Raw genomic sequence first — 23,246 nt, 5'->3', positions numbered from 1 at the left:
TTTGTATTATATAGTATTCAGCTCTCAGCGATGAGCTGACAGCTTACAATTACCTTAGTTCTTTTCAAAAAAGTTGAGCAAATAGGATTCAGCCTCCACGCTCCAAAGCCCGTTATTGCGATTGCAGATCTCAGCCAATTTACGGAACAACTCACTCTTTTCTCCCAGCTTTTCAAAATCGGCAATGGGAGTAAGCGGCATATCAATATGGGTATAAATCAGTTTCTTCCCACCCGGAATCTCAGGCAAGTGTTTAGTGGTATCGATCACCGCATCGAGTCCCCCGATATGTGTGACCAGTCCCGCAGGATCAAGGCCGCTTCCCATGATCTCCAGTGCCTCCTTCATGTCATCATTGTTGCCACCACTGGTACCTACGATATGGGTGTAGGCGTAATGCACATTGTAGAAGTTGAGCATGGCGCTGAAGTTGGGATCACCGGGACCGGCGAAGAAATTGAGACAGCCGTCGAACGCCAGAATGGCATCCCCCTGCTCCACCACAGGCTTCACGGGTGCAAAGACAAAAACATCATCATAACCATGATCACCACTTATCAACTTCAACTCTTTTACCGGATCGGCCATCTTTCCGGTATTCACATAGCGCAGGTCAATTCCTCTTGCAGCGGCAAAAGCCACCGTATAGATGGATGCTGCTCGGTCCAGACGGGCCTGATCTACATCGGTCACAACTAGTAGTGAAGGTTTGCGATCTTCTCTGTTGAGCACGTAGTTAATGGCTGCAAGTCCCATGGGACCTACCCCTGCCAAGATGGCCATATTGCCACCCTCCACGATCTCCATCTTGTGCTGATAACTTCCCGGGGTAGTATGGTAATTGGCATGCATGGCACCAATCACGCAGGAGAGTGGTTCTGCCAGCGATGCGGGATAGTAGCCTTCGCCATGATAGGGTAACAGACAATCCTGTTCTATTACTTCGTTTGGAATCACCACGTAAGTGGCATCACCGCCGATATATTTGTAACTGTATCCGGGAGCACTTAAAATTCCCACCGGACCATTTTCGTAGTATAATGCAGGCTGTATGGAAAATTTGTCACCCGCCTTGAATTTGTCGGCCCATTTGGCTCCCACTTCAAGTAACTCTCCGGCAAATTCATGTCCAATGATAATCGGGTTAGCCGCCACATCATCCGGGATTCGTTTGTGATCGGTACCCTGTGAAGATGCCTTATAGGAGGACATGCAGATGGAATCGGATACCACTTTTGCAAGGATTTCATCCTCTTTGATCGGGGGTAGTTCAAATTCCTCCAATCGGAGATCTTTCTTACCGTATAATCGTACAGCTCTTGTTTTCATTTCTATTGTTATGTATTTAATTCAACATCACCTGTCCTCCGGTGATTGGGAGGGCCTGTCCTGTTTCACCGCACTGTTCCATCAGGTATAGCACTCCCTTTGTTACATCTTCCGGGGTACATCCTTTACGCATCGGAACCTTAGAGAGATAAAACGCTTTCACGTCCGCAATGGTTTTCGCTCCGGGGACTTTGCCGGCATTCAGGTACTGTACGAAGAGGCCATTATCGGGATCACTCCACAATGGTCCCTCGTAGAAGTTACCGGGACAGACAGCATTCACCTTGATACGAAATGGCGCCAACTCAAGTGCGAAGGACTGCGTGAGGCCTATACCGCCGAATTTACCACCGGCATAGGCGAAGTTGGCTTTGCTTCCTTCCAATCCTGACTTGGAGTTAATCTGAATGATATCGGCATAATAGGATTCGGGAGCAAATGCAGTTTGCAGCTTCATGACCCTGCTCACCACCTTGGTTACATAAAAGAAGGCACTGTAGTTTATTTTGGTGACAAACTCGAAGTTCTCGGTTGTCATCTCTTCCAGCCCCCCGGCACGCAGTACCCCCGCATTACTGATGAAACAGTCTATTCCACCGAAGTTGCATATGGTCTCTTTCACCAGTTGCTCCAGGCTTGTAATATCCGCCACATTGGTCCGGACGAAACGAGCTTGGTTACCTTTCACCAAACCATTGAAGTGAGTTGCGGTGGCACTCCCTGCTTCATCGTTGAGATCGGCTACCACGATGTTGGCCCCTTCGTACAAAAGGCACCGACTTATTCCTTCACCGAAACCCTGAGCAGCACCGGTCACCACGATGGTTCTGTTGCCAACTCTCCCGGAGGAGGCAACGGATGTCACCTTCCTGCGGTAATTTTCGACTTCCCAGTGATCGATAAAATCTATCTGCTCGGCTGTCATGGGATGCGGACCACCAAAGGCATGAGAGATGGTTGCCACTTTCATGGCATCTTCAAATACATCTAGGATGATATCACACTGATCGGCATTATCACCGACAGCCACGAGCCCTATTCCTTTGATAAGAATTATCTTTGGCAGGTATCCATGCTTCTGCTCAAAAGAGACTATTGCTTTTTCGGCTTCAAGCAACAAAGATTCTGACTCCTCTTCGTTAAGGAAGAGATAGTTGGACTTACAGTATACAATGGCATCCGGCGTGAACGGATGTGCGATCTCCTGCTGTTTAAATTGATTCTCTGCAAATGAGTGAATCAACGCGTTGTTGCGCAGTCGCAATGTTCTCATACCATTGCGTGAGAGGATCATTCTGAGTGCAGGAATTATTTCTACCACAACTGACGGAATGGACATTTCTCCCTCAGGAATCGGTTTGTCCAGGTTCTCTTGAATCTTATTGAGAATATCTGCATAGATCTTTTTGATCTCCTCCGTACTGTCAGCTGCAACAAATATACCATGGTTCTGTAACCAAATCACCTGTGGCTCTTCACCATAACGGGATCGGTAATCACCGATCTTACCTGCTACTTTCTTGAAAAGCAGATATCCGGGATCTGTGTATTCCACAAAAAGAGCTTTCTCACCAAACAACCTGATCAGCTCCTTCTCCGATTCCGAAGCACACATCAAACCATTGACAATAGTGGGGTGGAGATGTACCACATAGGCATATCCAATCACGTTGTGCATCGAAGTCTCCACTGATGGACGTCTTTCTTTGGTGAGGGTTGCTTCAGCGAGGTCATTCTTCACCTCTTCTTCCCTTTTCGTCGTATCTTGACTATACTCCTTGTCGGTCATCCGGTTGAGCAAAGAGCGGTCGAGTTGTGCAAACCCTTCCTCCCCAATGGTTGCCAGTGAGGAGCCACTGGCTTTTACCCATATGAAATCATTGTTTTTATAGGAGGTGTTTCCCCCGCCGGCAATCACAAAACGGCTATCGGCACCGTAGTATTGGGAAATGTTGATCAATTCTTCAATCGGATTCATAAGTTTCTTTTTCTGTTCTCTTCTTTTCAATCAATTCTGCCCCTAACGAAATGTACTCCTCACGCCGGGAACGGTCAGCCACCCCTTCTTCATTGAGGTAACCCTGTAACCCCTGTGCAACCAGATGCTGGTGTGCTGCAATCACACAGGCTCCCGCATAGTTGATTTCCCTTAAACGATCGGACAGGGGAAACCCTCCACGTGAAGTCAACCGTATCGGTTCCAGAAGTGGAGAGTTATGTTCACTTCCGAATGTCACTACAAAGCCCTGCTCATACAGGTATGACGCATACTTTTCCAAAAGCTGTTGCTCGTTGCGGGTGGTGATAAACTCTACGGAGTGAAAACCACGTTCAGTAAGTTCTATTGCCACCTTCTCCAGATCATTTTCAAAGTCGGTATATCCTCCTTTGGAATCATCCGCGAGAAATGGGTAAGTAGGAATTCCACCGGCAGCACGTATGATACGGCAAACAGTCTCCATCGGCAGAAAAGCAGCAGGTTCTTCCGGCACAAAGGCTGAACCTCCCGCTTTCAGCAGGTTGGCACGAATCTCGTTTTCCACACCTGCATGGTCATCGGTAGCTGACTGCAATTGCTTACCGCTAAAGAGTGTTTCGAGCATCACTCTGATTACCGACTCCCTGTCGTTGCAATGTTCATAGATTTTCATCCGGAGAGCCCTTGCCAGGTGCCGTTCACGCAGTGAACCACGGGTCAGCTCCTGTTTGATTTGATCCAAATCAAGCAGGAAACCCATCTGTTTTTTTTGCAGTAGTTCATTCAACTTCTCATACATCCTCTCCACCTGTCGGTTTGATTCAAACTGTACCGCCGACAATTGTGATGCATAGGTTTTTTCCAAATGGAAAGGATGTGCAAGTCCCTTCCCGCTGAGGTAAGTACGACCCGGGTTGGCAGGATCATTTACACGCAAGCCGGCTTTCTGATCGGCTTCGTTCAGGCTAATAAATTCGATACCGAAAAGCGGTACCAATCCCCTTTTACTACAACCGTCTGCCCACTCATCATATCCCTTTGTGGTGTAAAAATCGTTGATACCTACTACTTTTACCCCCTCCTCAACAGCCATGTCAAGCGCTTCGTCTATGTCACGAAAGGCACTGAAGGAGTAAGGTGTATGCAAATGGGCATTGACATCAGGGAGGTCATGCCCAGCAATTCTATTCATGATGGGTAACTCTTTAGATTCCTTTTTTAGCTCTGTTGATCATCTCACCTCCGGTTAAGTTCTCATCGGCGATATATCCATTGAGGGGTTGTATCCGCTCATGAATCATATCGAGGAACCAGCCCGATTGTGGGAAGAACGCCTCTTCCAGCTCATGTGCCGGGGTGATCCAGTTACGGGAACCGAGCACGCATACAGGGGCATCAAGATAGTCGAACGCCAGCTGACCGATGTTGGCTGCCAGATCGTTCAGAAATGAACCACGGGCTGTGGCATCGCCAGCCACGATGATCTTACCGGTCTTCTTCACCGAAGCAATCACCTTCTCATAGTTGAAGGGCACCAGTGAGCGGGCATCGATTACCTCGGCACTCATACCATATTTCTCTTCGAGCTCTTCGGCTGCCTTTAAAGCCGGATAGAGGGTATGACCCACGGTCAGGAAGGTGATATCACTTCCCTCTTTTTTCACATCGGGTTCACCGATGGGAATCTCATAGTACCCCTCGGGCACCCCTCCTTGGTGAAACTGTTCACCGATGTCGTAAATGCGCTGGCTCTCGAAGAAGATTACCGGGTCGGTACCTTGCAGGGCTGCGTTCATCAAACCCTTGGCATCGTAGGGTGTTACCGGGAAGCAGACCTTGATTCCCGGGATATGAGCCACAAGCGAGGTCCAGTCCTGTGAGTGCTGTGCGCCATATTTCGAGCCTACAGATACGCGGACCACCACCGGCATCTTGAGAACATTGCCACTCATAGCCTGCCACTTTGGTAGCTGGTTGAAAATCTCATCTCCGGCACGGCCAATAAAGTCACAGTACATGATCTCCGGGATCACCCGTCCGCCGCACATGGCATAGCCGATTGCAGTCCCCACGATGGAGGCCTCAGCGATTGGTGAGTTGAAGAGACGATGGTAGGGCAGCGCTTCCGTGAGACCTCCATAAACGGCAAAAGCCCCTCCCCAGTCACGGTTCTCTTCACCGTAGGCGATGAGGGAAGCATCCTTGTAAAAACGATCAATGATTGCCTCGAAGATACCGTCACGCAGTTGGTACTGCTTCATCTTGCTGAAAGGCTTGCCCTCTGCATCGAACGCAAAACGCTCTTTGTTGGCAATCTTCTTCACACGCGGGTTCTCTTCCATAGGTATCAGCACGTCGGGTTTCGCATCGGAGAAAGAGTCGACCGATCCGTTGGAGAACATCATCTCACCAATCACATCGGCATTGTCCATGCGGGGTGAGAGGTCATCGTCGATCGACTTGAGAAACATCTCATAGACCAGTTTCCTGATCTCGTCTGATACCTGGTCGAGCGCCTCCTTGGTAGCAACCCCGGCTTCAAGCAACTGATCGCCGTAGCTGCGGATGCAATCCTGCTCTTCCCAGGCCTCAACCTCCTCTTTGGTACGATAGGAAGAGGCGTCGGAAGGTGAGTGTCCGCTGTAGCGATAGGTAAGCACGTCGAGCAGCACGGGACCTCTCTTCTCTTCAATGACCTTCCGCTTCCGTTTGTAGGCATCGATCACCGCCAGGGGGTTGTAACCGTCCACCCGCTCCGCGTGCATCTGGTCATCGTTTACCCCCGCACCAATACGTGCGGCAATGCCATAACCCATTGTCTCGCCGGTGGTTTGGCCTCCCATGCCGTACTGGTTGTTCATGATGTTGATGATTACCGGCAGGCCGCCCTGCATCTCACCTTCCCAAAGCTCACGGAACTGATCCATAGAGGCAAAGGAGATTCCTTCCCATACTGGACCGCAGGCAAGGGAAGCATCGCCAATGTTGGCCACTACCAGTCCCGGTTTTCGGTTCACCTTCTTATAAAGTGCCGCACCTACGGCTATGTCACCCGACCCTCCCACGATGGCGTTGTTTGGATAGACACCGAACGGAGTGAAGAAAGCATGCATGGATCCACCCAATCCCCTGTTGAACCCGGTCTTGCGGGCAAAGATCTCAGCAAGCGTTCCATAGACCAGAAATCGTTTCGCCAGCTCTTTGACCGAACCGTTGAAATCTTTTTTCACAATCTCATAAACCGCACCGTCGAAGAAAGATTCCAAGATCGCAGTGAGCTCCTCATCCTCTAGCTTGTGAATGGCAGACATTCCCTTTGCAAGAATTTCACCATGTGAGCGGTGGCTGCCGAAAATAAAATCATCGACCGTCAATGTCCAGGCCATACCTACAGCTGCAGATTCCTGCCCGATGGAAAGGTGAGCAGGACCGGGGTGGTTATAGGGCGTACCGTTATACTCACCCTTGGTCTTAATCAGGTTCAACATGGTTTCAAACTCACGAATCAGTACCATGTCATGGTATATGGCTTTGAACTCCTCATCCGAAAAGTGCGCTCTTTCATCCTTCACACTCTTCTGATACTGGTTTACGGGAATGGGACTAAATTCTACGAATCCCGGTTTTCGAACCTCTTGCGGATCGATGATTTGTACTTTAGGCATACTATATTAATTTGTTGTTGTGCTGATTAGCTTTTGTGTAAATTTTCACTTCAGGCAACCAATTAAAAACTGAATACAGTCTCTTTAAATATTTCACTCACGGTGGGGTGCGGGAAAACCACCTCCTGCATCTCTTTCAGGGTCATTTCCTGTTCAATGGCCATACAGGCACCGTAAATGATCTCACTGGAGGGATTGCCCAGCATGTGTACCCCAATCACCTCTCCATGCTTTTCTCCCACCAGCACCTTGCATAGGCCGCTGCCACCCTCGTTCTCGGCGACGAATCGGCCTGCGTAGGCCATGGGAAGCTTAGCCACCCTGTAGGCAATTTTTTTTTCTTTTGCCGATTCCTCGGTTTCTCCCACACCGGCCACCTCAGGGTTGGTGTAGACAACACCGGGGATGGCATTGTAGCGCATCATGTCATTTCTACCGGTTAGGTTGTTGACCACTACCTCCCCTTCGCGGCTGGCAGTGTGGGCAAGCAAAGAAAAGCCGGTGACATCTCCTGCGGCGAAGACGCCGGGCACGTTGGTCCGCATCTTCTCATCCACCTTGATGCCGTTTCGCAACAGCTCCACTCCCAGCTTCTCCAGACCGAGTCCCTGTGTAACTGGTCGGCGGCCAACACTCAGCAAGATCTTATCACCATCAACCTTATGTGTTTCACCATCTTTCTCAAAAATCACATTGTTGCCTTCAACCTGTATAACCTTGGCATTAAGGTTAAACTCGATCCCTTTTTTGGCATAGATGCCTCGAAGCATGGCAGAGATCTCTATATCAAGCCCCCCCAGAATCTCCGGCAGCATCTCTATCACCGTCACCTTCGTCCCCAGGCTGTTGAAAAAGCTTGCAAACTCCATCCCGATCACACCACCACCTATCACAACCAGTGACGCAGGCCGTTGGTTCATCTCCAGAATCTCCCGGTTTGTAAGAACCACATCACCTGCCTCTTTCAATCCGGGTATGGGTGGCACGGAAGCCTCAGAGCCGGTACATATCAGTAGGTTCTTACCTGTATACTTTTCACCGTTACAGCTGACTTCAATACCTACGGCTGAACGTCCTTCAATCATCGCATCCCCCTTTACAACGGTGACCTTGTTGGCTTTCATCTTGCCCTCTACACCGGAGACTAACTTTCGGACTACTTTCTTCTTGCGGGAAATCATCTTTTCATAGTCGAAGCGGATGTTATCTCCAAAAACACCATACTTATCCCCATGGAGGGCATTTTCATAGATTTTGGCCCCATAAAGCAGCGTCTTGGTCGGGATACAACCTTCGTTTAGACAGACACCACCCATTGCTTTCTTTTCGAAAAGCACCACATTTAAACCGTTGTGACCGGCTCTCTCTGCCGCAACATATCCGGCGGGGCCACCGCCGATAATCAGTAAATCTATCATAGCTGTGAAATTTTAGTTATTCGTATCGTACTTCTATATTTTAGCTTTCAGTATACATTCAATGTGTAAACAAATCATCGAATGAGTCTGCCATCACATCCTCAAATCAGCACATCGATCTCTAACGTTTCGATCTCAATGGCGATCTGTTTCAGGAAACGGGTTGCTTCACCACCGTCGAGCGACCTGTGGTCGTAGGTGAGACTCAGACCAATAAAGGGTACAAAAGCATAAACCCCGTCACCCAGATCCTTGGGACGCGGAACGATTGTATTCACCCCCAGAATGGCCGACTGCGGGAGGTTGATCACCGGTGTGAACATCTCAACTCCGTAGTTGCCCAGGTTTGACACCGTAAAGGAACCGGCTTCAGGAGAGAGGATGTCAGGATTTACGCTTCCATTCCTACAGGCGGCAGCAATTTCTTTCAACTGTGCAGCCAGACCGGTAATGGAAAGATCATCGGCATTGCGTACAACCGGCACCATTAACCCACGATCGGTATCCACAGCGAGGCCCAGATGTACCTTATGGAAGAAGCGTGTCTTTTCACCCAAGAAATGGGTGTTTACGTTGGGGAACTTTTTCAATGCTTTGACTACTGCAAAGCAAACCATATCGTTCAGGGTGATATTGACGGATATTATTCCCGCTTCCTGGGCGGATTTTACTTTCTTACGCAATTCGAGGATGCGTCGTGCATCAGCACCCAGATGGTGGGTAAGCTGTGCTGAATTTTGAAGGGAAGCATGCATGGAACGGGCTATCAGTTTGCGGATATTGGATATGTTCCGTTCTTCGTAGTCCTTGCCGTAGACTTCGTTAAGGGGGGCAGCGAGATCAGAAGATCTGGCGGTACCGGCCAATCCTGTCCCCCCTGACTGGGGTTGCATCCCTTCCTGAACAGCCAGCTTCTTTGCGAGGGGGGTCATCCGTGGACGCTCCTGCAGGTATGACTCCACATCTCTTTCAATGATTCGCCCTTGTGGACCGGTACCAGCAATCAGGGTGAAATCGACCGCTTCTTTTTCTGCCAGTTTTCTGGCGCGGGGTGAGATGTAAAGCTCATCGGCCACGGGAGAAGTGGGTACTCCTGCAACTTGTTTCGCATCTGGCCCCTTGTTCTCCATTGATTCGGGTTCAATCTTTTCGGCTACGGCTTGCTCATCTTTCGCTTGTGGGTCTCTCTTATGTGCATCACCCAACAAAGAAGTAATATCTTCACCCGGAGTGCCGATAACCATCATATTTTCCAGTACGGGCACCTCATCACCTTCTGCGTACAAACAAGCCAACAGGACACCATCGACAGGCGACACCTCCTCAAAGGAAGCTTTATCTGTTTCATAAGTAAAGAGCACATCTCCTTTTTTAACGGAATCACCTTTTTTCTTCTTTAATTCGGTGATGATACAACTCTCTACCGATTGCCCCTGCTTGGGCATTATTACTACCTCTGCCATTTTATATCTATGATTTAAGCGTTTCTCAAAAAGTTGAACAGATAGGATTTGTTACAAAGATATCAAAAAAAGTGACAGCATAAACTGTCAGGATACCCCAGCGTCAATCCCATTATTTGCCCACAAATGTATTCAAATAGTGAGTATAGCAGTTGTAATAATTGATTTTTTAGCTATGTTTTTTGACATAATTAACCCTGAGGATCACAAATCAGAAGATCGGGACAAAACAAGGAGTAATAATATCAAAAACTACAGTTTTTAAATCATTTTTTTCATTGTGTTCACTTTTATAAGCCGTAGATTTGCAAACAATCTTTCAAAAACCTATTATTTAACCTCATCATGAGTGAAAGAAAGTTTAACTCATTTTTAGCAATCGACCTGGGAGCAAGCAGTGGTAGAGCAATTCTCGGAACCGTCCATAACGATCAGTTGTCCATGAAAGAGATAAGGAGGTTTCCGAATCCAATTATTGAAGTGAACAACCATCAGTATTGGGATCTTTTTTTTCTTTACCAGCAAGTGATCGAATCCCTTAAAGAGATCAGACAACTCACACAAACAGTCACCTCCGTCGGGATTGACACCTGGGGTGTAGATTATGTCTGTTTCACCAAGGATGGAGAGCCCCTGCGGATGCCTTACAGTTACAGAGACAAACGTACGATCGGAGCAGCTGAACGTTTCTTTGACAAAATCTCAAAAAAGGAGCTCTACCAAAGGACAGGCATCCAGATCATGGATTTCAATACGATTTTCCAACTGGATACCCAACAGGATGAAAAGAACGGAATCAACAGCATCATCGACAAGATACTCTTCATGCCAGATGCTCTCTCCTATATGTTGACCGGCAAGATGGTTACAGAATACACCATCGCATCCACTTCCCAGATAATCAATCCCTATACCAGGGAAATGGACCCAACCCTACTGGAGGTGATTGGACTCACAACCAATCATTTTGCACCAGTAGTTTTTTCCGGAGAAGAGATTGGGAACATCAGTGAAACAGTACAACACCTCACCGGAATGAAGGAGCTCTCGGTAGTAGCAGTGGCCGGACACGACACTGCTTCTGCTGTATTGTCGGTTCCGTCTATCAATGAGAATTTTGCCTATCTGAGTTCAGGAACCTGGTCACTGATGGGTATTGAGTCTGAGCAACCAGTGATCAACGAAGAGACCTATTCGCTAAACTTCACCAACGAGGGAGGTGCCGACGGGACCATACGTCTCCTGAAAAATATTTGCGGCATGTGGCTCATTGAGCGTTGCAAAAAAGAATGGGATCAGGATCATCCACACACCTACGAAGAGATAGTGGCGGCAGCACAACAAAGCAAACCATTTCAATGTTTCATCAATCCAGATGCCTCCTGTTTTGCCAATCCCACATCTATGATCGAGGCTATCCAGGAGTACTGCCGTAACACGAACCAGTACGTACCGGTCACCGTGGGAGAGATTGCCCGATCAATTTATGAAAGCCTGGCCTTGCGCTACAGACAGGTGCTGGGAAACCTACAAAGGCTGGCTTCCTTTCCCATCGAAACCCTTCACATCATTGGCGGAGGATCAAAGAACCAAATGTTAAACGCATTCACCGCCAATGCCATAGGCATACCGGTTGTTGCCGGTCCTTCCGAAGCCACAGCTATGGGTAACATTCTACTTCAAGCAAAAGCTGCTGGAGCGGTACAAAGCAAAAATGAAATACGTCGCATCGTTAGAAATTCCAGTGAGCTGGAGACTTTTGAACCAGTTAACAGAGATGAATGGAATCAGCAATACGAGCAATATCTCAGTGTATACCTCGATGAGTGATGGATAGATGGCCAAGAGCAAACAATATTGCTCACCTTGAATTGTCTGTACAACTAAAAATCTCTAAACAACTATAAAACATACAACTAAACTAAAATCGCATGAAAGAAGAACAGTTACAAAGAGCTTATGAGGATGCAAAAGCACAATATGCTGCATTGGGTGTTGACATTGATCAAGCCATTGCAAAGTTAGACCAGCTCTCCATCTCCATTCACTGCTGGCAGGCAGATGATGTCTCGGGATTTGAGAACCCGGAGGGTGAATTGACGGGCGGGATACAAACCACCGGCAACTTCCCGGGCAAAGCACGCTCCATTGAAGAGCTCAGAAATGACTTGGAAAAAGTGATCTCACTGATTCCGGGGAAACATCGCATCAGTCTGCATGCCACCTATGGCGATTTCGGGGGTGAGTTTGTGGATCGCGACAAGGTAGAACCGAAACATTTTCAGAGCTGGATTGATTGGGCCAAAGAGAAAAACGTGATGCTCGACTTTAACTCCACTTTCTTCTCACACGACAAAGCAGGCAGTGGCTATACCCTTTCCGATTTCGACCCCGAAATCAGACGCTTCTGGAAAGACCATCTACGTCAGTGCAGGAAGATTGCAGCGGAGATAGGCAGACAACAGGGTGATGCCTGTATCCACAACATCTGGATTCCAGATGGGGAGAAAGACAAAACGGTTTCCCGATACCAACACAGACGATTATTGCAGGAGTCACTCGACGAGGTACTAGCTGAAAAGATCAGCACAGATTATCTGAAAGATTGTGTGGAATGTAAACTCTTCGGCATAGGCAGCGAGAGCTATGTGGTGGGATCACATGAGTTTTATATGGGATATGCAGTGAAGAACAACATGCTCCTCACCCTCGATGCCGGTCACTTCCACCCCACAGAAGTAATCTCCGACAAGCTCTCATCAATGTTGCTGTTCGTTCCTGAAATTACCCTGCATGTGAGTCGTCCGGAGCGTTGGGACAGCGACCATGTGGTGATCCTCACCGACGAGCTGCTTGCCATCTCACAGGAGATCGTACGCTCCGGTCACATGGACCGGATACACATGGGCCTGGACTATTTCGATGCTTCAATCAACCGCATCGGGGCTTATGTGGTGGGAATCCGTTCGGCTCAAAAAGCGATGCTTCAAGCCCTTCTGGAACCGACCGAAAAGTTGCGGGAGTATGAGAAACAAGATAAGAATTTCGAGCGGATGGCCTACCTCGAAGAGCTGAAAGGAATGCCCTGGAACATACTCTACAACTATTACTGCAACAAGCAGGGTGTACCTGTGGGTGATGCTTACATCAAGGAGATCCAGGCATATGAATCGGAGATTACCTCCAAAAGAAACTAAGCGATGAATACCATCTTCGGTCTGCTAATTATCGCGGTGGGCAGCATGGGCCAGTCGAGTTCCTATGTCCCCATCAACAAAATCAAGGAATGGTCATGGGAAAACTTCTGGCTGGTTCAGGGTGTTTTTGCCTGGCTTGTGTTTCCCTTGTTGGGTGCTTTTATGGCCAATTCTTTACCGGAGTTGTTCTCGATTTACGGTTCTACCGGCGCTGCTACTTTGCAGGCAATTGGATATGGTGTACTCTGGGGAGTGGGGGGACTTACCTTCGGCCTCAGCATGCGTTACCTCGGCATTGCACTGGGACAGTCAGTTGCACTGGGCACCTGTGCAGCCTTCGGTACCCTTATCCCGGCAATGCTGACCGGAACAGATCTGCTCTCACCCAAAGGATTGATCCTGTTGCTCGCCGTAGCAGTTACACTGGTGGGTATCACCTTGGTGGGTTATGCCGGTAGCCTCCGTTCTCGAAACATGACGGAAGAGGAGCGACGAAAAGCCATCAAAGACTTCGCACTGAAGAAAGGATTGCTCATCGCCCTGCTTTCAGGTGTGATGAGTGCCTGTTTCAGCCTTGGTCTGAGTGCAGGAATTCCGGTGAAAGAAGCGGCTATGGCTGCCGGCGCCTCCGATTTGTTTGCACAGAACCCGGTGACCCTGCTGGTTACATTCGGTGGATTTCTGACAAACCTGGTTTATTGTCTCTACATGAACCGGAAAAACAAAACTGGTGGGGAAATTGGGCGCTCATCGAAAGCAGTGTTGATCAATAACCTGCTTTTCTGTGCCCTGGCAGGATTGCTCTGGTACTCACAGTTCTTCGGCCTTGGTATGGGACAAAGCTTCTTTGAGGCCAACAGTGTGATGATGGCTTTTTCCTGGAGCATCCTAATGTCACTCAACGTGATATTCAGCAACGTGTGGGGCATCATTCTGAAGGAATGGAAAGGAGCCGGCAACAAAGCTGTCACCTTCCTTGCCTTCGGAATGGCTATCCTGATCTTCTCATTAATCATTCCCAATCTATTCTGATCCTGCAAAACAGGTTTGAAAGACAGTGGATTCTTTTGGCTCAATGCGGTATGACGTAAAATACAAACTACGTGATACCGCATTGCTAATTTTTTTGTATATTTACCGCCGGTAAAAATGGGAAAGCACACAAAAACAGTGCCGCTGAAAAACAGAAAAGATGAGATTCAATGACTTAGGCATCGACTTCAAATACCTGTTGGTCAACGAGAGGGATAAGAAGTTTGGGCTCACTGTCAATACAGTCGGCTTTCAACCCATTCCTCCCCATTCACTCTATCCCTCCACAGAACATCCGAAAAACTATTATTTCCACCCGGGCAAAGGAAGAATACTATCCGAATATCAAATTGTATACATCAGTAAAGGTAAAGGGAGCTTTTCCTCCAAGTCAACCCGACGTACCAGCATCACCAAAGGGCAGGCAATGGTGCTCTTCCCGGGACAATGGCACACCTATTCACCACAGAAAGATACCGGCTGGAACGAGTATTACATCGGCTTTGAAGGAATGATCATTGACAATATTGTCTCACAGGGATTTTTTTCACAGGAAAACCAAATCCTCGATGTGGGAGTAAATGAAGATCTTGTCAACCTATTCTCCTCTGCAATCAAGATTGCCAAGGAAGATAAAACCGCAGCACAACAAAACCTTGCAGGAATAGTATTCAACATCTTGGGGACCATCCTTTCCTTGGCTCAGAACAAGAACTTCGAAACAAATGACTCAGCACAAAAGATTGAAAGAGCAAAGGTGATCATGTGCGAAAACATTCTTAAAAACCTGGAGATAAAAGAGCTGGCACAAAACCTGGGGATCAGTTATTCACTCTTCCGCAAAGTCTTTAAGGAGTATACCGGTTACTCACCCGCACAATATTTCCAGGAGCTGAAGTTGAGAAAAGCGAAGGAGATGCTAACTGAAACAAATCACTCCATAAAGGAGGTAGCATTTGAACTCAACTTCAACTCTTACGAGTATTTTCTATCTTTTTTCAAGAAAAAAGTGGGCACCACCCCCATGGAATACCGTAATACCGGCAGAATCAAATAAATTTCTCCTTAACAACCTACATTTCTGTCTTCGCCCTTCCAAAAAACATCAGAGCTTATTTATATTTAGTCTAAATATAAATTGATTTTCCGTTCGGATTAATTAAAATTATTTATGTTAATTTTCAACGCTATCTAAAAGGATATCACAAAATTGCAATCTTTCACCAATCTCAGGTCCTCCAACAATGCGCTGTTCTTTAGCATCTATAATATTCTATTCTTTTAAATTCTGTATTATGAAAAATTTATTATTAACGTTGATGATCGGTGTGCTTCTTATCGCTTGTGAAGGAGAAAAGATCAATCCATTAGGAACGAAAACTGCTGTCCGTATGACTGCAGAGATTGAAGGCATGAAAACGCGTCTTTCCGGTTCCACCTGGGATCAGGACGATGCCATAGGGGTATTTATGAAAATGAACGGTGACGAGCTCAATGCTTCAGCGCCGAAAAAAAATTTAAAATACATATACAGTGAGGAAACAGGTCATTTTGAACCAATGAGTGAGAATGAAATTATCTACTTCCCCACCAATGGTGATGCCGTTGATTTTATCGGGTATTATCCTTTCCGGGAGGACATCTCAGCATTCAACATCCCAATCGACCTGACGTCTCAATCCAACCAATCAGCGATCGACCTGATGTATGCCGATAATGTGAAGAACGTGAGCCAGACAGAAAGCCAGATAACCATGCGTTTCTCCCACAAGCTTTCCAGGATTGTGTTTCAGGTGGAGCATTATCGGGTAATCGAGCAGAGTGATTTCTCGGTGATCATCACAGGGGTTCCCACTGTCGGCTCATTTAATCTGACCGACAAAAGTCTGACGGTTGATTCAGCAAAAACTGACATTGTTTGTTGTGTGAACGATGACTGTACCCTGGCTGAGGCAATTCTAATGCCTGGAACTGATCTCTCGGGCAGCGACCTCTGGTTTCTAATCGAGGATGGATTGGAAGCCTATAAAGTATCGCTAAATACGCTGTTCAATTCAGGTCCCTTATCCGAATCGACACAATACACATTCAATGCAATGCTATACACAGACAAAGTAAGGGTGGAAACTGACTCGACCGAAATAACCCCATGGATTACACCGCCTTCTGTGTCTTTCACTGCTGAGCGTTCGGCAGATACCCCACCGCAACTCAAAGGTTCAAAGGAATATCCTTATAGCGTTGCACAGGCCATCAATCGCCAGGGAAAAGATGATGTCTGGGTAAAAGGTTATATCGTAGGTGCATTTTACCTCACCACCTCAAATTTCGTGACCGATAACACATGGGAGGTCAGGACAAATGTGGCCCTGGCGGACAACCCGGGTGAAACGATTTCTACACTTATGTTGCCGATTTTCTTCGGTGCAATACCAGTGAAGGAAGCTCTGAACATATGCGACAATCCCTTAAACATAGACAAACAGGTATTAATCAAAGGAGACTTTGATAATTACTACGGTGTTCCGGGAATGAGAAATGCAAATGATTATCAATTTGTGGAATAAAATTGTAGAAAGGAAGGCTGAAGTTTGGCCGGTATCATATGAATCAGAAGGGCCCCTTAATATGGGGCTCTTCTGTCTTTACATCAGTTGCCTTTCCACATCAGCAGGGCACGGGCTATCGCCTTCTCCACGATAGGAGCCATGATCGCGTAACCTTCTACGTTGGGATGTACACCATCACCCGAGAGTTCTTCAGGTAAACCGTTGTGTTCGTCAACCATCGCTGTGAAGTAGTCGCAATAGACCGCTCCCTTCAACGTGGCATATGACTCTATTCGTTTATTCAACTCCACCACCTTATCAGCAGGCTCCATTCCCGGACGCCAGGGGAAATCAATTGCCGGCAGCACCGAACAGAGTACCACCTGGATGCCTTTGGCCTGAGCCAGCTCGGTCATCGAATGCAGGTTATCTTCAATCATCTCCAGGCTGGAAGGCCCCGTGTTACCCGCGATGTCGTTGATACCGGCAAGGATCACCACCACCTTGGGCTGCAGGTGTATCACATCCTGACGAAAGCGGATCAGCATCTGCGGTGTTGTTTGTCCGCCAATGCCACGGTTGATGTAGTGACGACCGGCAAAGAACTCCGGCACCATGTCTATCCACCCCTGTGTGATGGAGTTCCCCATGAAGACGACCCGATCATCGCAGGTTCGGGGAGCAGCGAGTTTGGCGTTATCCTCCCTGAAACGGTTCAGGTTGGCCCAATCCTGGGCTGTGATTGATAAGGTTATGGCATTCATCGTTATCAACAGCAAGAGTAATTTGTTCAGATGTTTCATTTTATGTGACAGATTAACTTATATAGGGTCATGATGGAGTGTCAAAATTAGTTATTCTTTGCATACCTATCAACCGTTTCATCGAAAAATATGGCTGATTGGTCGATAAAGCGCTAAAAAAACAAAAAATGACTCCTCTGGGAACATGATATAGCTGTGAAATGGGTAATTTTGAAGGAAAATATCCGATGTGCTCTATAACTGGGTGATGAGTGGTGCGTTCACACCTTTACAAAGATTCACAGCGGTATTCAAACTTCTAACAGGAAAAGATTTCGATACTACATGAATAAGAAAACAAAGATCATCCTCTTTGCAGCTATCGCTTTGCTGATACTTGGAATGGCATTCTATCCGAAGATCAGGAAGATCTTCACTTCCGGACAACAAACCGAAGCCAGATCGCCTGTGGGCCCCGTCGGTGGCAGACAACAGCTGGCGGTCAATGCCACCGTATTGCAACCACAAGTGCTGGAGAACATCTTCCGCATCACCGGAATCCTGCTCCCCGATGAAGAGGTGGATCTCACCTTTGAGACATCGGGTAAAATCACCAACATCAATTTCAGGGAGGGGAGCTTTGTACAAAAGGGAACGCTACTCGCAAAGGTGAACGATGCACCCCTGCAGGCGGAGTTGAAGAAGCTGGAGGCTCAGTTACCGCTGGCCGAAGATCGTCTCTATCGTCAACAGACACTTTTGGAGAAGGATGCCATCAGCCAGGAGACCTATCAGTCGGTCTCCACCCAGTTGGAAACACTGAAGGCAGAGATCGAGCTGGTGAAGGCCCGTATCCGGCAGACAGAGATGCGCGCACCTTTCAGCGGGATGATCGGACTGAGGCAGGTGAGCGAAGGAGCCTACGCCTCTCCTTCAGTGGTGGTCGCCAATCTTACCAAAATCTCACCACTGAAGATAGAATTCTCCCTCACACAAAATTTTGTAAACAAGATCAAACCGGGAACAGAGATCACCTTCACGGTTGAAAACGACCTGCAGGAGTATCAAGCATCAGTCTATGCGGTGGAGTCACGCCTCGACGTAAAAACGCTCAGCCTCTTCGCGCGGGCGCGATATCCCAACAGTGACCTGAAGATGAAACCGGGACAGTCGGCCACCATCCGCATCAAGCTGGATCAGATCGAAAATGCCATCGTAATTCCCAGCATCTCCACGGTGAAGGAGATCGGACGGGACATCACATACATCTACGAAAACGGCAAGGCCAAAGAGGTGGAGATCACCACCGGCATGCGTACCGCTTCTTCAGTAGAGGTGACCAGTGGTCTCTCGGTGGGTGATACCCTCCTCACGACGGGAGTGATGCAGCTTCGTACCGGCATGCCGGTACGGATTACGGAGATGGTACCAAACAGCACTGAATAAGAATGAAACGAGCAAGGAGATACGCAGACCTATGAACTTTTCAGAACTTAGCATCAAACGACCGGTTCTCGCCACCGTGATGGTACTGATCATCATCATTTTCGGCATCATCGGCTATACCAACCTCGCGGTAAGGGAGTACCCCAGCGTGGACAACCCCATCATCACCGTACATGTCTCCTACCCTGGAGCCAACGCCGAGGTGATCGAAAACCAGATCACCGAGCCGCTGGAGCAAAACATAAACGGCATCCCGGGCATCCGATCCCTGGTGAGTCGCAGCAGTCAGGGCAGCTCCCGCATCACCGTGGAGTTCGAACTGAGTGTTGACATGGAAACGGCAGCCAACGACGTGCGCGACAAAGTCTCCGTTGCACAACGCTACCTACCCCGCGATGCCGATCCTCCAACCGTTTCGAAAGCAGATGCCGACTCCGACCCGATCATGCAGATCACCATACAAAGTCCCACCCGCTCCCTGCTGGAGCTCTCTGAGATCGCCGAACTCACGGTAAAAGAACGGCTGCAGACAATCTCCAACGTAAGTGCCGTTGAGATCTGGGGTGAGTATCGTTACTCCATGCGTCTCTGGCTCGATCCCATCCGGATGGCTGCATACAACATCACTCCCATGGATGTCAAGAGTGCACTCGACCGGGAGAACGTGGAACTGCCCGCCGGTAACATCGAAGGAGATCACATCTCCCAGTCGATTCGTACCATGGGCCTGATGCAGACACCGGAGGAGTTCAACAACCTGATCCTGATGGAAGATGACTTCCGCATTGTTCGTTTCAGGGATGTGGGTTATGCCGAGCTGGATGCCGCCAACCGTCAGACCATCCTCCGCCGTAACGGGGTGCCGATGGTCAGCTGCGTCATCATCCCGCAACCGGGGGCGAACCATATTGAGATTGCCGATGAGGTCCGCAACCGCATGGACCAGATGAAAAAGGACCTGCCGGAAGATGTGATACTTGATGTGGCATTCGACAATACCATGTTTATCAGGGCATCGATATCAGAAGTACAGAACACGGTGATCATCGCCTTCATCCTAGTGGTGCTCATCATCTTTGCCTTCCTTCGCAACTGGCGGGTGACGCTGATCCCGGCAGTGGTAATCCCCATCTCGCTGATCGGAATCTTCTTCGTGATGTACCTGGCCGGCTTCTCCATCAACGTACTTTCCATGCTGGCGGTGGTGCTGGCAGTGGGTCTGGTGGTGGACGACGCAATCGTAGTGACGGAGAACATCTTCCAGAAGGTGGAGGCGGGAATGAACCCACAGGAGGCTGCCATCGCAGGCTCCAAAGAGATCTTCTTCGCCGTCCTCTCCACCACCATCACCCTGGTGGCCATCTTCTTTCCGATCGTCTTCCTGGAGGGAATGACAGGTCGCCTCTTCAGAGAGTTCAGCATCGTCATTTCCGGTGCGGTGATCATCTCCTCCTTCGTGGCTCTCTCGTTTGTGCCGATGCTCTCTTCCAAGCTGTTGAAGAAAAAAGAGAAACACAATCGCTTCTACAACAAAACCGAGTTATTCTTCGTCGGGATGAATCGCTTTTACGACCGGATGTTGCGCACCTTCCTCCACCGCAAATGGCTGGTGCTGCCCATACTGGTCCTCTCCACACTCCTGATCATCCTGTTCTGGAACATTGTTCCGGCTGAGATGGCACCCCTGGAAGACCGCTCACAGATCATGATCCGCAGCTCCGCACCCGAAGGGGCCACCTTCGAGTTTGTCAGAGATTATACCGATCGCATCTCAGAGATCGCCGACTCCATCGCACCGGAGAGAGAATCAAACATCGTCTTCACCCGCAGCGGTTTCAGCATGGTGCGCATGGTGTTGCCCAACATGAATGAACGGGAACGCAGCCAGATGGAGATTGCCGGTGAGCTGTCAGCTGCGATACGCAACGAGAACGCAGCACGAGCCTTTGTCCAGCAACAGTCCACCTTCGGCGGTCGGCGTGCAGGAATGCCGATTCAGTATGTCCTGCAGGCTCCGAATATCGAGAAACTACAGGAATTCATCCCCCCCATCATGGAACGGGTAAGTAACAGCCCCTACTTTCAGATGGCCGATGTGGACCTCAAGTTCACCAAGCCGGAGACCCGCATCCTGATCGACCGCGACAAGGCAGCGATGCTGGGGGTGAGTACCCGCGACATCGGTCAGACCCTGCAGTATGCACTCAGCGGACAGCGGATGGGTTACTTCTACATGAATGGCAAGCAATACCAGATCCTGGGAGAGATCAACCGCCAGCAGCGCAATACACCAATCGACCTGAAGACCATCTATATCAAGAACAATGCGGGAGAGATGATCCAGATGGACAACCTGGTGAAACTGGAAGAGTCGGTGGCACCCCCTCAGTTATTTCGTTACAACCGCTTCAACTCGGCCACCATCTCCGCGGGATTGGCTCCCGGCTACTCACTGGGTGAAGGGTTGGAAGAGATGGACCGTATCGCGGCTGATGTATTGGACGACAGCTTCCGCACCGCACTGGAAGGGGAATCAAGAAACTTCAGGGAGAGTTCCTCCAGCCTGCTCTTCGCCTTCGGACTGGCCATCCTGCTGATCTTCCTGGTGATGGCGGCTCAGTTCGAAAGCTTCAAGGACCCGTTTGTCATCATGTTCTCCGTGCCCATGGCTCTCTTTGGGGCACTTCTCTTCATGTGGATCTCGGGCGTAACGATGAACATCTACAGCCAGATTGGCATCATCATGCTGATTGGCCTGGTGGCTAAGAACGGAATCCTGATCGTAGAATTCGCCAACCAGCGACAGCAGGCGGGACTAAACAAGCATAAGGCGATCATCGAAGCAGCCGTACAGCGGTTGCGCCCAATCCTGATGACCAGCATCTCCACCATGCTGGGTTTACTGCCACTGATGTTAGCCACCGGTGAAGGCGCCAATGGCCGTATTGCCATGGGAACGGCAGTGGTGGGTGGCCTGCTGATCTCAACCCTGCTCACCCTGTTTGTTATTCCGGTGATGTATATCTATCTCTCCACAGACCGCGAAGCCCAGAAAATTAAGAAGAATCAAGAACGTACAAGTGATGTATAAACGATATCCCATTGGCCTGATCATTTTTTTTCTGTTGATGCCATCGATCACCTTGGCACAAGAGGTGATGAACCTGCAGGAATGCCTTCAAACAGGATTGGAAAAGAATTATGATCTGCAGATAGTGCGCAACGAAGAGCAGATCTCCCACAACAACGTCACGTTGGGCAACGCCGGATTCCTGCCCTCGGTAACCCTCAACTCAGGGTACAACCTGCGCAACAACAACAGTGATCAATACCCTGTCGGCGAAGATGTTGCTCAACAACAGCGCAATGCCTCCACAGGCACCCTCGATGCGGGAGTGAATCTCAATTGGACGCTTTTTGAAGGATTCTCTGTTCAGACAAACTACAAACGTTTGCAGGAACTGAAGACGATGGGAGAACTCAACACCCGGCTGGCAGTGGAGAACTTCATCGCCAACCTCACGGCTGAATATTACAATTATGTGCAACAGCAGATCAGACTGGGAAACCTCAAATATGCGGTGGCCCTCTCCAAGGAAAGGCTCCGCATCGTAGAGGCGCGTTACCAGGTGGGTTCACTCTCCCGTCTCGATCTGCAACAGGCTAGAGTATATTTCAATGCCGACAGCTCCCTGCTCATTCAACAGTACGAGATTCTGCACAGCTCCCGCATACGACTCAACGAGATGATGGGTGGCGATGTGAATCAATCTTTTTCAGCTGTCGACACCACAATCAACTGTAACGGACTTCTGCAAAAAGAAGAACTCATGACAGATGCATTGCAGCACAACACCCTGCTGTTGCTGGCTGAAAAGAATAAAACACTCAGCGAGCTGGAACTAAAAAACCGGCAGAGTCAAAATTATCCCTACCTGCGGCTCAATACCGGTTACGGGTTTACCCACTACAACTACAACAGCGGCACCCTCGACCGACAACGCAACTGGGGCCCCACAGTGGGGGTAACGCTTGGTTACACACTCTTTGATGGTTTCAATCGCCGAAGGGAACAGAAAAATGCGGGGATCTCGGTTGAAAACCGCCAGTTGGCGCTGGAACAAAGCAGGTTGGCATTGGAGAGCGATTTCGCCAACATGTGGATGGCCTATCAGAACAACATTGAGCTGACGCAACTGGAGATGGAGAGCCTGGAGAATGCGAGGTTGAATTATGAGATTGCCATGGAACGTTACCGCATTGGAGACCTCTCGGGTCTGGAGTTGAGGGAAGCACAAAACAGCCTGCTGGAAGCAGAGCAGCGGTTGCTGACAGCACAATACAATACCAAGCTCTACGAGATATCCCTGCTGCAGATCAGCGGCAGAGTAGACGAATATCTCACCCCGTAGAGGGTTGAGATCCT

General features: G+C 48.8%; 15 protein-coding genes. 8 read left to right on the top strand and 7 right to left on the bottom strand.

The annotated features are described in order from the left end of the window. Nucleotides 1–54: 54 nt before the first annotated feature. The 6 genes from JS578_10330 to JS578_10305 form a co-directional block, all read right to left on the bottom strand. Nucleotides 55–1,329, bottom strand: coding sequence for a zinc-binding dehydrogenase (locus tag JS578_10330; GenBank protein ID QRX63263.1), 1,275 nt, complete (start codon nucleotides 1,327–1,329; stop codon nucleotides 55–57). Nucleotides 1,330–1,345: 16 nt separating this feature from the next. Next, nucleotides 1,346–3,307, bottom strand: coding sequence for an SDR family NAD(P)-dependent oxidoreductase (locus tag JS578_10325; protein ID QRX63262.1), 1,962 nt, complete (start codon nucleotides 3,305–3,307; stop codon nucleotides 1,346–1,348). Then, entirely contained in the window at nucleotides 3,294–4,499 is a 1,206-nt protein-coding gene (locus JS578_10320) for a hypothetical protein (GenBank protein ID QRX63261.1), read from the bottom strand. Before JS578_10320 ends, JS578_10325 begins: the two co-directional genes overlap by 14 nt. Nucleotides 4,500–4,512: 13 nt before the next feature. Beyond that, nucleotides 4,513–6,972, bottom strand: coding sequence for a dehydrogenase (locus JS578_10315; protein QRX63260.1), 2,460 nt, complete (start codon nucleotides 6,970–6,972; stop codon nucleotides 4,513–4,515). Nucleotides 6,973–7,034: 62 nt separating this feature from the next. Further along, nucleotides 7,035–8,390, bottom strand: coding sequence for a dihydrolipoyl dehydrogenase (gene lpdA / locus JS578_10310; protein ID QRX63259.1), 1,356 nt, complete (start codon nucleotides 8,388–8,390; stop codon nucleotides 7,035–7,037). A 101-nt stretch (nucleotides 8,391–8,491) separates the two neighbouring features. Next, nucleotides 8,492–9,853 (bottom strand): 2-oxo acid dehydrogenase subunit E2, encoded by a 1,362-nt coding sequence (locus JS578_10305; protein QRX63258.1) that lies wholly within the window; start codon nucleotides 9,851–9,853, stop codon nucleotides 8,492–8,494. Between the two features lie 345 nt (nucleotides 9,854–10,198). On the opposite strand from JS578_10305, the gene rhaB reads away from it, so the two are divergent. From rhaB to JS578_10280, 5 genes are all read left to right on the top strand, one after another. Beyond that, on the top strand, nucleotides 10,199–11,683 hold the full coding sequence (rhaB, locus tag JS578_10300; protein ID QRX63257.1) for a rhamnulokinase: 1,485 nt from the start codon (nucleotides 10,199–10,201) through the stop codon (nucleotides 11,681–11,683). A gap of 101 nt (nucleotides 11,684–11,784) precedes the next feature. Beyond that, complete coding sequence (locus JS578_10295; protein QRX63256.1) at nucleotides 11,785–13,050, top strand: L-rhamnose isomerase; 1,266 nt, start codon at nucleotides 11,785–11,787, stop codon at nucleotides 13,048–13,050. 3 nt (nucleotides 13,051–13,053) lie between these two features. Then, nucleotides 13,054–14,082, top strand: coding sequence for an L-rhamnose/proton symporter RhaT (rhaT, locus tag JS578_10290; GenBank protein QRX63255.1), 1,029 nt, complete (start codon nucleotides 13,054–13,056; stop codon nucleotides 14,080–14,082). Nucleotides 14,083–14,242: 160 nt separating this feature from the next. Next, the gene (locus JS578_10285) at nucleotides 14,243–15,139 is read left to right on the top strand and encodes a helix-turn-helix transcriptional regulator (GenBank protein ID QRX63254.1); all 897 of its coding nucleotides are present in this window, start codon (nucleotides 14,243–14,245) and stop codon (nucleotides 15,137–15,139) included. 238 nt (nucleotides 15,140–15,377) lie between these two features. After that, a complete protein-coding gene (locus JS578_10280) occupies nucleotides 15,378–16,649 on the top strand; it encodes a fimbrillin family protein (GenBank protein ID QRX63253.1) in 1,272 nt (423 codons plus the stop codon). An 83-nt stretch (nucleotides 16,650–16,732) separates the two neighbouring features. Here JS578_10280 and JS578_10275 read toward each other — a convergent pair whose 3' ends face one another. After that, the gene (locus tag JS578_10275; GenBank protein ID QRX63252.1) at nucleotides 16,733–17,434 is read right to left on the bottom strand and encodes an SGNH/GDSL hydrolase family protein; all 702 of its coding nucleotides are present in this window, start codon (nucleotides 17,432–17,434) and stop codon (nucleotides 16,733–16,735) included. 285 nt (nucleotides 17,435–17,719) lie between these two features. Between JS578_10275 and JS578_10270 the strand changes: the two genes are divergently transcribed. Genes JS578_10270 through JS578_10260 form a run of 3 tightly spaced genes read left to right on the top strand, consistent with a single transcriptional unit; the run spans nucleotide 17,720 to nucleotide 23,232 of the window. Continuing rightward, complete coding sequence (locus JS578_10270; protein ID QRX63251.1) at nucleotides 17,720–18,820, top strand: efflux RND transporter periplasmic adaptor subunit; 1,101 nt, start codon at nucleotides 17,720–17,722, stop codon at nucleotides 18,818–18,820. A 31-nt stretch (nucleotides 18,821–18,851) separates the two neighbouring features. After that, nucleotides 18,852–21,911, top strand: coding sequence for an efflux RND transporter permease subunit (locus JS578_10265; GenBank protein QRX63250.1), 3,060 nt, complete (start codon nucleotides 18,852–18,854; stop codon nucleotides 21,909–21,911). Continuing rightward, complete coding sequence (locus tag JS578_10260; GenBank protein ID QRX63249.1) at nucleotides 21,904–23,232, top strand: TolC family protein; 1,329 nt, start codon at nucleotides 21,904–21,906, stop codon at nucleotides 23,230–23,232. Before JS578_10265 ends, JS578_10260 begins: the two co-directional genes overlap by 8 nt. Nucleotides 23,233–23,246 lie beyond the last annotated feature (14 nt).

The sequence above is a fragment of the Dysgonomonadaceae bacterium zrk40 genome (assembly GCA_016916535.1).
GTDB lineage: Bacteria > Bacteroidota > Bacteroidia > Bacteroidales > Dysgonomonadaceae > Proteiniphilum.
Note: the sequence above shows the minus strand (reverse complement) of the source record. Positions and strands in the feature narration are given on the sequence as shown.